Consider the following 12,736-nt stretch of genomic DNA (forward strand, 5'->3'; position numbering starts at 1 on the left):
TAACTGGATTGCCGATCAAATAACGTTGCGTCCCGATCGTATAACTGGATTGCCGATCAAATGGCGTTGCGTGTCGATCATATAACTGGTTTGCCGATCAAATAGCATTGCGTCCCGATCATATAACTGGATTGCCGATCAAATAACGTCGCGTCCCGATCATATAACTGGTTTGCCGATCATACAGCATTGCGTCCCGATCATATAACTGGATTGCCGATCAAATAACGTCGCGACCCGATCATATAACTGGTTTACCGATCAAGTAGCATTGTGTCCCAAGCATATAAGCTGTTCAATCAATCAGAAACTAAAAAACAACAGAAAAAAGGTTGCCTCTGATTTTAATTTCAATCGGGCAACCTTTTTTGTCATTCAACTAGTTTTACTGTTATAAAATCCTTCATCTTTTCCATGGCTATCAAAAACGGGGGATTATTTCGCTGATTGATCATTTCATAACGAATGACATGGACATCAGCCTGGTGTAAGTTTTTTACATAAGCCAGAAGTGCATCCCGCTCTTCTCCGCCACCTTCATGTCCATCATAGACAGCAACCGCTATGATACCGCCTTTTTTCAGCAACCCAAGCATTGTATGGATTGCTTTGATTGTAGAGTCGGCTTTTGTAACAATTGACAAATCTTCACTATGCGGCAAGTAACCAAGGTTGAACACGGCGCAGCCAATTTGTCCGCTAACATATTTTTCAACGTTTGCATGACTATCCAATATTAGTGACACGCGTTCACTTAAATTACCGAGTCGTTCGGCTGTTGAGTCGAGTGCTGCCTGTTGAATATCGAATGCTAAAACATGTCCATTTTCACCGACGAGATCAGCTAAAAAGAGTGTGTCGTTGCCGTTGCCGGTAGTTGCATCAACAACGGTTTCACCAGCATTGACTGTTTCACTAAATAATTGTCTTGCGAAGGGAAGAATGCGATGTAGCTTCAAATCAATTCTACCGCCCCTGCATAATGTTTCCCTTGCCAGCTGTCACGACGTTCGAGTTCTTTGTCTATGCCATTCAACACTTCCCATTTCGTGACGCTCCACATTGGGCCAATCATTAATTCAATTGGACCATCACCTGTAATGCGGTGGACAATCATTTCTGGTGGAAGAATTTCAAGTTGGTCAGCAACTAGGTCAATGTATTCTTGTTTCTCCAAGAATTCAAGTTGGCCTTTTTCGTATTGTTTCACCATTGGCGTTCCTTTAAGTAGATGAAGAAGATGGATTTTGATGCCTTGAACATCGAGTTTTGCAACTTCACGTGCCGTTTCCATCATCATGTCATAATCCTCAAGCGGTAAGCCGTTGATGATATGTGTGCAGACACGAATACCGTGTTTGCGCAATTTCTCGACACCTTCAACGTAGGATTTGAAATCATGGGCTCTATTGACAAGGTTTGCCGTTTTTTCGTGGACAGTTTGTAGGCCAAGTTCAACCCATAAATAAGTTCGTTCATTCAGCTCAGCTAAATACTCGACAACATCGTCAGGTAAGCAGTCTGGACGAGTTGCGATTGATAATGCAACGACGCCTTCTTGCGCTAATGCCGCTTCGAATTTTTCTTTTAACTTTGGAAGCGGGGCATGCGTATTTGTGTATGCCTGGAAATAGGCCATGTATTTGCCATCTTTCCATTTCTTGTGCATTCTTTCGCTGATTTCTGCAAATTGGACGTCGATTGGATCGACTCGGTCCCCGGCGAAATCTCCAGATCCTGCAACGCTGCAAAATGTACAGCCACCGAAAGCAACAGTGCCGTCCCGGTTCGGGCAATCAAATCCAGCGTCAAGCGCAACTTTCATTACTTTGAATCCGAATTCATCTTTTAAGTGACGTGACCATGTATGATAGCGTTTCCCTTCAGTAGGGAAAGGTAAGTTTAATTTATCCACTTTATTCACTCCTCTAACAGCTAATTGTATCATGTTTTTCCGTACTGGCATCATCTGAATTATGGAACTTATTTTATGGGTCTTGTCTGAATGTAGAAAAAGTCATACACTTTTACTGACTTTATATATGGACGGAGGCGTAGGGTATGCCTAAAAAAGTATGGCTTCTCGTGATTGGAATGTTCATTAATGTCATGGGAAACTCGTTTCTATGGCCGCTAAATACGATTTATATGCACGATTATTTAGGGAAATCGCTTTCTGTCGCTGGACTTGTCTTGATGGCTAATGCAGGAGCTGGTGTCGTGGGTAACTTGCTTGGCGGTTATTTATTTGACCGGATAGGTGGATTTAAGTCTATCATGGCTGGAATCATCATTTCAATCATCGGCCTTGTTGGCCTTGTATTTTGGCATGACTGGCAACCATACATCTGGTTTTTGACGCTTCTAGGTTTCAGTGGGGGTCTTATTTTTCCAAGTATGTATGCGATGATGGCGACGCTTTGGCCGGAGGGCGGCAGGAAAGCTTTTAACTCGATTTACCTGGCCCAAAACGTCGGTGTGGCGATTGGGCCAGCCTTAGCAGGACTTGTCGCTTCGGTCAGTATTGACTATATTTTCCCTGCGAATTTGGTGTTTTATGTGGTCTTTTTCTTTATCGCTTTCTTCGGTTACCGCAAACTTGAAATTGCACCTGATCGTCACACAAGTGTCATTAAGGAGAATAAGAAAATTCGTCAAAAAGCACCTTTTTATGCGCTACTTATCATTTCAGGCGGTTATCTGATTATGTGGCTTGTCTATTCCCAGTGGATGACGACAATTTCTACCCACTCATTATCACTTGGTATTTCATTGAAACAATATAGTTTGTTATGGACGATAAATGGATTGCTGATTGTGATTGGACAACCAATCATTAAGCCAGTCATCTCTAGGTTGGAAAATAAAATAAAAACGCAAATAATTATCGGGATTGTTATTTTTAGTATTTCTTATATTGTAGTCAGTTTTGCAGCTTCATTTACAATGTTCATTGTTGCAATGGTGATTGTGACGTTTGGGGAAATGTTTGTCTGGCCGGCTGTGCCGACCATTGCGAGCCAACTTTCTCCTAAAGGAAGGGAAGGCTTTTATCAAGGAATTGTCAATTCCTTTGCTACAATGGGGCGGATGTTTGGGCCATTTATTGGAGGAATTCTTGCAGACCAATATGGTATGCAAGTGATGCTATTCATATTGACAGCATTTATGATCATTCCAATCATCACTAGCTTGCTATACGACCGGCCCATTAAAAAAGCCGGCTATCAACCGGAAAGCCGCTTATAGGCTTTCCGTTTTTTTCTGTGCGCTACTATCATTGCAACATTCGGTAGAGTTTGATTTAATTGAGAAGAAGGATTATTACGTAAGTTTTAAAAGATTCAAAGGGGGATGTAAAATGAAGCCGATTTATTCATCAGCGAAAGAGGCGGTTGCACAGATTGAAGATGGTGCAACATTAATGGTTGGGGGATTTGGACTAGTAGGAATTCCGGAACAACTCATTCTAGCACTTGTTGAAAAAGGTGTGAAAGACTTAACGGTTATTTCAAATAACTGCGGAGTCGACGAGTGGGGACTTGGACTACTATTGAAAAATAAACAGATTAAGAAAATGATAGGCTCATATGTTGGTGAGAATAAAGAATTCGAACGTCAGGTACTATCAGGTGAAATTGAAGTTGAGTTGACGCCGCAGGGAACACTTGCAGAAAAGATTCGTGCAGGTGGCGCTGGTATACCGGCATTCTTCACGCCGGCTGGTGTTGGAACGCTCGTTGCGGAAGGGAAAGAGATCCGTGTCTATGATGGTAAAGAGTATGTTCTTGAAGAGGCGCTTCGTGCGGACTTCTCACTTATTCGTGCAGCAAAAGCCGACAAGTTCGGCAATTTGATTTACAACAAGACCGCACAAAACTTCAATCCAATGATGGCGGCTGCAGGGAAAATCACAATTGCAGAGGTGGAGGAAATCGTGGAAACGGGCGATCTTGATCCAATGACTATTCATACACCTAGCATTTATGTCCAAGGACTTCTGCAGGCGCAACAAGAAAAACGAATTGAGCGTCTGACGACTCGCTAAGGAAAGGGGAATTGTGATATGGGAGAAGTGAATGTAAGGGAACGAATCGCAAGACGGGCTGAAAAGGAAATCGAGGACGGCAACTACGTCAATCTTGGAATTGGTATGCCAACGCTCGTTGCTAATTATATATCACCTGAAAAAACAGTCGTACTTCAATCAGAAAATGGATTGTTAGGTATTGGACCTTATCCGGCAGCTGATGAAGTTGATCCGGATCTCATTAACGCGGGAAAAGAAACTGTTACATCTATTCCAGGTTCAGCATACTTTAACAGTGCTGAATCATTCGCGATGATTCGCGGAGGACATGTCGATGTTGCCATACTTGGCGCGATGGAAGTGTCTGAAAAAGGGGACTTGGCTAACTGGATGATTCCTGGCAAGATGATCAAAGGAATGGGCGGTGCGATGGATCTTGTTCATGGCGCGCGAAAAATTATCGTTATTATGGATCACGTTGCGAAAGACGGCTCTGCGAAGATTAAGAAAGAATGTTCACTTCCGTTAACAGGAAAAGCGGTCGTCCATAAAATCATTACAGAACGCGCATTGATTGACGTGACAGCCGATGGACTGGAATTGAAAGAAGTGTTCGAAGGATTCACTATTCAAGAAGTCATTGATTCGACAGAAGCGGTGTTAATTGTGAAGGATGTTATTGAAGGCGTAAAATGATTGTTGTTAAAGTGGCATGATTCGGGTAAACTAATAGCAATAGCTTTGGTGTTGAAGAGGAGTAGTAATCTTTACTGTCGTTTATTAGAGAGCAGGCGGTTGGTGGAAGCCTGTACGATAGAGATGAACTCGCCTTGGAGCCTGCATTGGTGAATTACTTGATTTACTAACCCGTGCCGTTTTCCGCGTTAAGGAGTCAAGTTGGGCGGCTTTGTCGTCAATTTGGGTGGCACCGCGGGAATTATACTACTCTCGTCCCTTATCTTTTTAAGGGACGGGAGTTTTTTGTTTTTAGTGCTTTTCTACTTATCAAGGAGGAATTTTAAATGAGTTATAATCACGGACAAATTGAGAAGAAGTGGCAACAGTACTGGAAAGACAATAAAACATTCAAAATGATGGATGATCCGTCTAAACCGAAATTTTTTGCGCTTGATATGTTTCCATATCCATCAGGTGCTGGACTACACGTCGGGCATCCGCTTGGCTATATCGCGACAGATATTTTGAGCTCATTCAAACGGAAGCAAGGCTTTAATGTCCTGCATCCGATGGGCTGGGATGCATTTGGCCTTCCGGCAGAGCAATACGCGCTTGATACAGGTAATGATCCTGCCGAATTCACCGCGAAAAATATCGCAACGTTCAAGCGTCAAATGAATGATCTTGGTTTTTCTTATGACTGGGACCGTGAAATTAATACGACAGATCCATCTTATTACAAGTGGACGCAATGGATTTTCATCCAACTTTACAATAAAGGCTTAGCTTACGTCGATGAAGTAGCTGTTAACTGGTGTCCAGCACTAGGTACAGTTCTTGCGAATGAAGAAGTAATCGATGGCAAGTCAGAACGTGGCGGCCACCCGGTTGAGCGTCGTCCAATGCGCCAATGGGTATTGCGAATTACAAATTATGCAGACCGTCTTCTTGAGGATCTTGATGAACTTGATTGGCCGGAAAGCTTGAAAGACATGCAACGTAACTGGATTGGTCGTTCAGAAGGGGCACAGCTGACTTTCGAAATTGACGGAACTGATTTGTCATTTGAAGCATTTACAACACGTCCGGATACAATTTTCGGAGCGACGTATGCAGTCCTTGCACCAGAATTAAAACTTGTTGAAAAAGTGACGACTGCAGAACAAAAGGATGCAGTTGAAAAATACCTAAACGAAGTGAAGATGAAGAGTGATCTTGAACGTACAGATCTTGCAAAAGAGAAGACGGGTGTCTTTACGGGAGCTTACGCAATTAACCCTGCAAGCGGCGAGAAGATGCCAATTTGGATTGCAGACTATGTTCTTGCAACATATGGAACAGGCGCGATTATGGCGGTTCCAGCACATGATGAGCGTGACTATGAGTTTGCAAAAGAATTTGATCTGCCAATTATTGAAGTTGTAGCAGGCGGCGACGTTTCTGCAGAAGTATATGTTGGAGATGGAAAACACGTCAATTCAGGTTTCCTTGATGGATTACTCAAAGATGAAGCAATCGAAAAAGCAATCGCATGGTTTGTTGAAAAAGGCAAAGGCGATAAAAAAGTTACATTCCGTCTTCGTGACTGGTTGTTCTCAAGGCAACGTTACTGGGGCGAGCCGATTCCAATTATCCATTGGGAAGATGGCACAATGACACCTGTTGAAGAAGCAGATTTACCGCTCGTATTACCAGTAACGGATAATATTAAACCAAGCGGAACGGGCGAGTCACCACTTGCAAACATCGATGAATGGATAAATGTGACTCATCCAGAAACAGGGATGAAAGGTCGTCGCGAAACGAACACGATGCCACAATGGGCGGGTAGCTGCTGGTATTACTTGCGTTACATCGATCCGGATAACGATGAAATGATTATCGATCCTGAACTTGCGAAACGCTGGTTGCCTGTAGATATCTACGTAGGTGGAGCAGAACACGCAGTTCTACATCTGCTTTACGCACGATTCTGGCATAAAGTGCTTTATGATATCGGAGTAGTTCATACGAAAGAGCCATTCCAAAAGCTGTTCAACCAAGGGATGATACTTGGTGAAGGTAATGAGAAGATGTCGAAATCAAAAGGCAATGTAGTTAATCCAGATGATATCGTTCATTCACACGGAGCTGATTCACTTCGCCTTTATGAAATGTTCATGGGGCCTTTGGAAGGTTCAAAAGCATGGACGACGAATGGTCTTGACGGAGCTCGTCGTTTCCTAGATCGTATCTGGCGCCTGTTCGTCAATGAGGATGGATCACTTAGCACGAAAATCGGTGGAAAAACGGGCGGATCGCTTGAGAAAGTTTACCATCAAACTGTGAAAAAAGTAACGGAAGACTTTGAAGGAATGCGTAATAATACAGCAATTTCTCAGATGATGGTCTTCATTAACGAAGGCTATAAAGTGGATTCGATTCCAAAAGAATATGTTGAAGGCTTTGTTAAAATGGTAGCGCCAGTTATTCCGCATCTTGCAGAAGAGTTATGGGAGAAGTTGGGTCGTAGCGATACAATTACGTATGAACAATGGCCGACATTTGACGCATCAAAACTGGTCGATGATACAGTTGAAATGGCTGTTCAAATCAACGGCAAAGTACGTGCGAAAATCGTCGTATCGAAAGACGTTACGAAGGATGATCTAGAGAAGCTTGCACTAGAAGATGAAAATGTGAAAGTACTTCTTGAAGGCAAAGAAGTGAAAAAAGTCATCGCGATTCCAGGAAGACTGATTAATATTGTTGCAGTAGGTTAAAAAAGAAAATCCGCGTAAGAGGGTTGGCCCTCTTACGCGGATTTTTTGTTGTCCAGTATCGGATAGCTGTAGTTTAGTTCGTACAATCTATAATAAAGTTTTTCCATAATCAACGTTTATAGATCAGTCGCATATTCTCCTGCATTCATCCCAGCAATCCTGCCGGTAACAAGTGCGGAAGTGATATTATAACCGCCTGTATAGCCGTGAATATCCAAAATTTCACCGCAGAAGTAAAGACCTTCCTTCTTGCGGGAACCTAATGTCTTCGGAACGATTTCTTTTACGGATACTCCGCCGCCTGTGACGAATGCTTTTTCAAGTGGCTGCGTACCATTGACGTTCATTGGGAATGCTTTCAATAATTTAGCTAATGCCCTAATCTTTTCTACTAGCATCTGAGCTCCAGTTTCAGCCGGATCAATTCCTGCCCGGTCGAATAAAAATAGCATCCAACGTTCAGGCACAATCCCTTTTAATACATTCTTCACTGCTTTTGTTGAATCTTCTTTTAGTGTGGTATTGAGCAGTTGGAATACTTTTTCTTCATTGAGCTCGGGCATTGAGTCAATTCTCATCTCAACGGGCTTGTTGCCGTTTTTCATACGTTCTTTCACAACAAATTGACTGCATCTTAAAATGGCAGGCCCGCTTAAGCCGAAATGGGTGAACAACATGTCCATCTGATGTGTGATAAGATTCTTACCTTTGGCGTTAAGGACGGATACTGCCACGTCACGAAGCGCAAGACCTTGTAGATCCTTTGAAACAATGAAAGGTTCATTTGATAATAAAGGTACTTCTGTTGGATAAAGTTCCGTCACGGTATGTCCGGCTTTTTCTGCCCATGGATAACCGTCTCCTGTTGAACCGGTTTGAGGAACTGCTTTTCCCCCGACCGCTACAACAACAGCGTGTGAACGGATCTCTTTGCCAGAATCGAGTCTGACACCTAGAATTTGCTCTTCATCCATCAAAAGTTTTTTAACGCGCGTTTCTAATCTCACTTCAACATGTAAGCGATCCATTTCTGTCAGCAATGCATTGACTACATCTTTTGCTTTGTTCGACACTGGAAACATTCTGCCATGATCTTCTTCTTTCAACGGAACGCCAAGACCTTCGAAAAAACGAATGATGTCTTCATTATTGAAAACGGAGAAAGGACCATATAAAAATCGCCCGTTCCCTGGAATGTTTTTAACGATTTCTTCTTGTGACAGGCGATTCGTAACGTTACAGCGCCCGCCCCCTGAAATGGCCAATTTAGTGCCAAGTTTTTTTCCTTTTTCTAGAAGGAGAACTTTCCTTCCGTTTTCAGCAGCGGCAATGGAGGCCATCAATCCTGATGGTCCCCCGCCAATGATGATGACGTCTACATCAACATGGTTAGTAGTCATTGTGTTATCAAGCCTTTCGGTAATGGATTATTAAATAACAGTTTAACACAGCATCATTGAAAAATAGTAGGGGCGGTCAAAATGGAAGAAAATATAACGACGGCATGTGGTACAATTAAAAATGGTTTAACAATAAAACTTTCAAGAATAGTGCGAGTAGAAGTGTTTGCAAACTTCTATCCCAAGACTGGGATAGTGCCTGTGATAAATTGGAATGATGAGGAAGTAGAGTATATTTACTTTAACGAAGAATAGGAAGAGGGTACGGAATGACTAGAGAAGTAAATAGCGAAGTTGAACAGCATATAAGTCAGCAAGAGGGATATCAAGAGCAGTCGTATCCAACAAGCGCGGAGAACGAGAAAATAAGACACGATGCTTTTCAACAAAAAGAGTGTCAGCGCATCTATCATAAATTGATTAGCCATGCAGGGGGAATGGATGTCGTCAGAAAAGGTAGGAGATTGATTGCGAAAAAAATTGCTACCACATGCTTCCTAAACTCAACAGAGCCTGACTATGAAGAATTTAAGCAAGGTGTACTGATTGCTAACGAAAACATTAAAATAAAACGAGATGAATCATACTGAGTTTACCTAGTAATTAGAGACACATACAGAACAAAATTAGGCTGCCTTTTCTCCAGAATCCAGTGGAGATGGGTAGCCTGATTTTTCTTTGGCGACTGCCCGCTTTTTTTACTGGTCTGTACGTTTGACTAACTAATTATCATATGATGACGTCATATATAATGGAAACCACACTTTCAGTTTTTCTCTATTCCACACTAATGACGGATATACATTGTGAAAAGCGTCGTCTGGGGGTAAACTGTTAAGTAGATTTAGGGAGAATGGAAGGATCAAACATGTCATCAAATCTTGTAAAAGGGACCTTTATACTGACAATAGGTCTATTTTTATCGAAAGCGCTTGGACTATTATACGTTATTCCATTTTACGCAATCGTTGGGAAAGAAAGTATCGGTCTCTATCAATATGCATACATCCCATACAATATCGCGTTAGCTATCGCGATATCAGGAGCACCACTTGCGATTTCAAAATTCGTAGCAAAATATAATGCTCGTGGCGATTATGCAACTGGACGGAAATTGTTAAAGTCAGGGATGCTTGTGATGGCAGTCACAGGAATACTTTCCTTTTTAACGCTGTACTTTTTAGCTGAACCGATTGCGAAACTTGTTCGTAAAGATGATGAACAAATCTTCACAATTGAAGAGATTGCAAATGTGATTCGCTGGGTCAGTTATGCACTGCTTGCCGTTCCACTTATGAGTATCGTGCGAGGCTTCCTACAGGGCAATCAAAAAATGATGCCGACTTCGGTTTCTCAGTTAGTAGAACAGGTTGTGCGAATTATTGTCGTTCTGGCAGGAGCGTTTATTGTCGTGAACTTCATGCATGGATCTCCGAAAACTGCAGTGAACTTCGCGGTATTTGCGGCGTTTATCGGGGCGCTTGCGGGTCTCGCTGTCTTGTTCAAGTATTGGAAAAGTTATAAACCAGAATTCGACCATCTTCTTGCGAATAGTACTTCATCAAGTGACGTTTCATTCAAAGACATGTACAAAGAAGTATTTGCTTATATCTTGCCCTTCGTCCTGGTAGGGGTTATTAATCCCCTTTATCAATTCGTTGATATGATTACTTTTAACGAGGCGATGTCTTCAATCGGCTTTGCAAAGGTAACTGACATCTATTTAACGATGCTAAACTTTTTAACGCATAAAGTCGTCATGATACCAGTCATGATTGCGACAGGATTTTCAATGGCTCTTATTCCGGTCATTACAAGTTATTATGCGAAAAATGATCAAAAAGGGATTACAAATTCACTTGATCAGACCTATCAGATTATGCTGTTCTTGACGGTACCAATCGTTATCGGATTAATCGTTTTGTCAAATGAGTTCTACCAATTTCTATATGAAAAAGATGCAATGGGTGCAGAGATACTAGCGAATTATGCCCCGGTCGCGATTTTATTTGGCTTATATACGGTGACAGCAGCCATTTTGCAAGGCATCGACCGACATAAATGGATAGTTTTCACTTCGTTACTCGGACTGTTTTTCAAACTGGTACTGAATATACCGCTCATCAAAATATTTGAAACGAATGGTGCCATTATGGCGACTTCAATTGGCTATACAGTCGCGGTAGGCATTAATATCGCCATCATTACTAAGACCCTTAATTACAGGTCGAAAATGGTGTTTAGAAGACTTATCCTTATCGCTATATTAAATGTCATTATGTTAATAGCTGTCACATTTACACTGAAAGGTCTGACAGCAATCAGTCCTGCCGACGGAAAAATGCAGTCTATCTTGTATATTTTGATATGCGCTACTGTTGGTGCTGCAATTTACGGTTATCTATCGCTTAAAACGGGTCTCGCACAGAAATTATTCGGAGAGCGATTGACTAGATTTACCAAGAAATTAGGCTTTTAGGAGGAATAAAATGCGTTTGGATAAATTATTGTCGAACATGGGATTTGGTACGCGAAAAGAAGTAAAGATTTTGATGAAAAAAGGTTCCGTACGGGTTAATGAAGTGGCAGTGAAAGATGCCGCACTGCATGTAGATACAGTGAAGGATGAAGTAACGGTACTGGGTCAAAAAGTCGTCTATAAAGAATTTATGTACCTAATGATGAATAAGCCACAAGGAGTCTTGTCTGCTACTGAAGATAAAAGGGACCAGACAGTTATTGATTTATTAGATGAAGAATATAACATTTTTGAAATGTTTCCTGTTGGAAGGTTAGATAAAGACACAGAAGGTTTTTTGTTACTGACGAATGACGGAAAACTTGCGCACAACTTATTGTCACCTAAAAAAGGGGTGCCGAAAACGTATTATGCTCATATCGAAGGAATTGTTACAGAAGAAGATACCAAGCAGTTTTCAGAGGGTGTTACTCTGGATGATGGCTATGAGACGAAGCCTGGTCAGCTGCGCATATTGAAATCAGCGGATATTTCCGAAATCGAGTTGACGATTACGGAAGGGAAATACCATCAAGTCAAGCGAATGTTTGAAGCGGTTGGTAAGCAAGTTGTTTACTTAAAACGCTTATCGATGGGGCCTTTATCTTTGGATGAAACTTTAGCGCTTGGATCATACCGAGAATTGACGGAAGAGGAATTACAGCAACTCATGCAGATTTCTGGAAAATAAAAAGGGCTGAGCCGTTTAAGAATACGGTTCAGCTCTTTATTGTTTGTCTAGAAAATAATGAAATCTCGTACTGTGGATAAGTTACCATTTGAAAATTTCACGTCTAGACTCCAGCGCCTAGCCCCACACGACGCGGGTCATGCAGTTTCTGTCTTGCTGATTAAAGGCAAAGAGTGCTTTTATCATCAAGGCTACCGGGAGGGATTGAACTTGCATCCCTCCTACTTTTTGGGGCTAAACAGGCGTTTCCGCTTTTGTTATATACAGGCTCCAAGCGCCAGCTCCCTTATACCTACGTGAAGCAGGTATGAGAGCTGGCGCTTTTTGCTTTTCTAGGTCATGTGCGGGTCACGAAGATAACTTCACTTTTTTTGCTGTCGTCGTCCATTTACCGCGTACCGGGCTCATAATGAGCTCGTTGTATTCAAGGACATTTAAATCCCTTTGGACCGTACGGTGAGTGATGCCAAATTCTTCGACCAGGTTTTCGGTAGTTACAGTGCCATTATCAAGGATATAAAAATAGATATCCTTTATGCGTGTAAGCATACGATCAGTTGCAGGTTTCAAGTGTGGAATCACCCCTTCATCTTCATTTTCCAAAAAGGTTTGGTCATGAGACTTATGAATGTTGCCTAAAGCACGTTGAAATTATCC

At 42.0% G+C, this 12,736-nt stretch carries 12 protein-coding genes and 1 other annotated feature; of the genes, 8 read left to right on the forward strand and 4 right to left on the reverse strand.

Translation table 11 applies throughout. From position 1 onward, the window contains the following. Positions 1-371 precede the first annotated feature (371 nt). On the reverse strand, positions 372-959 hold the full coding sequence (locus tag ACGLYD_RS04330; protein ID WP_067207456.1) for a class I SAM-dependent methyltransferase: 588 nt from the start codon (positions 957-959) through the stop codon (positions 372-374). Next, complete coding sequence (locus ACGLYD_RS04335; RefSeq protein ID WP_067207459.1) at positions 956-1,915, reverse strand: TIGR01212 family radical SAM protein; 960 nt, start codon at positions 1,913-1,915, stop codon at positions 956-958. Before ACGLYD_RS04335 ends, ACGLYD_RS04330 begins: the two co-directional genes overlap by 4 nt. A 146-nt stretch (positions 1,916-2,061) precedes the next feature. Between ACGLYD_RS04335 and ACGLYD_RS04340 the strand changes: the two genes are divergently transcribed. From ACGLYD_RS04340 to leuS, 4 genes are all read left to right on the forward strand, one after another. Continuing rightward, positions 2,062-3,249, forward strand: coding sequence for an MFS transporter (locus ACGLYD_RS04340; RefSeq protein ID WP_067207461.1), 1,188 nt, complete (start codon positions 2,062-2,064; stop codon positions 3,247-3,249). Between the two features lie 112 nt (positions 3,250-3,361). After that, positions 3,362-4,048 (forward strand): CoA transferase subunit A, encoded by a 687-nt coding sequence (locus tag ACGLYD_RS04345; RefSeq protein WP_340741792.1) that lies wholly within the window; start codon positions 3,362-3,364, stop codon positions 4,046-4,048. Between the two features lie 18 nt (positions 4,049-4,066). Next, positions 4,067-4,726 carry a 3-oxoacid CoA-transferase subunit B gene (locus ACGLYD_RS04350; RefSeq protein WP_067207467.1) on the forward strand — a complete coding sequence of 220 codons (660 nt, stop codon included), beginning with the start codon at positions 4,067-4,069 and terminating at the stop codon, positions 4,724-4,726. Between the two features lie 42 nt (positions 4,727-4,768). Beyond that, positions 4,769-4,989, forward strand: a binding site (T-box leader). A gap of 63 nt (positions 4,990-5,052) precedes the next feature. Next, positions 5,053-7,470: a leucine--tRNA ligase gene (leuS, locus tag ACGLYD_RS04355; protein WP_399631575.1), complete on the forward strand. Its 2,418-nt coding sequence runs from the start codon at positions 5,053-5,055 to the stop codon at positions 7,468-7,470. Positions 7,471-7,586: 116 nt separating this feature from the next. Here the strand turns inward: leuS and ACGLYD_RS04360 are convergent, their stop codons facing one another. Continuing rightward, entirely contained in the window at positions 7,587-8,870 is a 1,284-nt protein-coding gene (locus tag ACGLYD_RS04360; protein ID WP_067207472.1) for an NAD(P)/FAD-dependent oxidoreductase, read from the reverse strand. 81 nt (positions 8,871-8,951) lie between these two features. On the opposite strand from ACGLYD_RS04360, the gene ACGLYD_RS04365 reads away from it, so the two are divergent. The 4 genes from ACGLYD_RS04365 (at position 8,952) to ACGLYD_RS04380 (ending at position 12,079) form a co-directional block, all read left to right on the forward strand. Continuing rightward, on the forward strand, positions 8,952-9,125 hold the full coding sequence (locus tag ACGLYD_RS04365; protein WP_342537879.1) for a hypothetical protein: 174 nt from the start codon (positions 8,952-8,954) through the stop codon (positions 9,123-9,125). A 14-nt stretch (positions 9,126-9,139) separates the two neighbouring features. Next, positions 9,140-9,460, forward strand: coding sequence for a hypothetical protein (locus ACGLYD_RS04370; RefSeq protein WP_342537880.1), 321 nt, complete (start codon positions 9,140-9,142; stop codon positions 9,458-9,460). Positions 9,461-9,738: 278 nt separating this feature from the next. Further along, positions 9,739-11,349: a polysaccharide biosynthesis protein gene (locus tag ACGLYD_RS04375; protein WP_354314410.1), complete on the forward strand. Its 1,611-nt coding sequence runs from the start codon at positions 9,739-9,741 to the stop codon at positions 11,347-11,349. A gap of 10 nt (positions 11,350-11,359) precedes the next feature. Further along, positions 11,360-12,079, forward strand: coding sequence for a pseudouridine synthase (locus tag ACGLYD_RS04380; protein ID WP_187047281.1), 720 nt, complete (start codon positions 11,360-11,362; stop codon positions 12,077-12,079). Between the two features lie 348 nt (positions 12,080-12,427). On the opposite strand, the gene ACGLYD_RS04385 is transcribed toward ACGLYD_RS04380, so the two are convergent. Further along, positions 12,428-12,649, reverse strand: coding sequence for a DeoR family transcriptional regulator (locus ACGLYD_RS04385; RefSeq protein ID WP_067207480.1), 222 nt, complete (start codon positions 12,647-12,649; stop codon positions 12,428-12,430). Positions 12,650-12,736: the final 87 nt, after the last annotated feature.

It is taken from the genome of Sporosarcina sp. SG10008 (genome assembly GCF_044569405.1).
Lineage (GTDB): Bacteria > Bacillota > Bacilli > Bacillales_A > Planococcaceae > Sporosarcina > Sporosarcina psychrophila.

Bases quoted from the DNA above. Each gene is read 5' to 3' on its own strand.
- ACGLYD_RS04340 (WP_067207461.1), top strand. From the start codon at position 2,062: ATGCCTAAAAAAGTATGGCTTCTCGTGATTGGAATGTTCATTAATGTC.
- ACGLYD_RS04345 (WP_340741792.1), top strand. From the start codon at position 3,362: ATGAAGCCGATTTATTCATCAGCGAAAGAGGCGGTTGCACAGATTGAA.
- ACGLYD_RS04350 (WP_067207467.1), top strand. From the start codon at position 4,067: ATGGGAGAAGTGAATGTAAGGGAACGAATCGCAAGACGGGCTGAAAAG.
- leuS (WP_399631575.1), top strand. From the start codon at position 5,053: ATGAGTTATAATCACGGACAAATTGAGAAGAAGTGGCAACAGTACTGG.
- ACGLYD_RS04360 (WP_067207472.1), bottom strand. From the start codon at position 8,870: ATGACTACTAACCATGTTGATGTAGACGTCATCATCATTGGCGGGGGA.
- ACGLYD_RS04365 (WP_342537879.1), top strand. From the start codon at position 8,952: ATGGAAGAAAATATAACGACGGCATGTGGTACAATTAAAAATGGTTTA.
- ACGLYD_RS04370 (WP_342537880.1), top strand. From the start codon at position 9,140: ATGACTAGAGAAGTAAATAGCGAAGTTGAACAGCATATAAGTCAGCAA.
- ACGLYD_RS04375 (WP_354314410.1), top strand. From the start codon at position 9,739: ATGTCATCAAATCTTGTAAAAGGGACCTTTATACTGACAATAGGTCTA.
- ACGLYD_RS04380 (WP_187047281.1), top strand. From the start codon at position 11,360: ATGCGTTTGGATAAATTATTGTCGAACATGGGATTTGGTACGCGAAAA.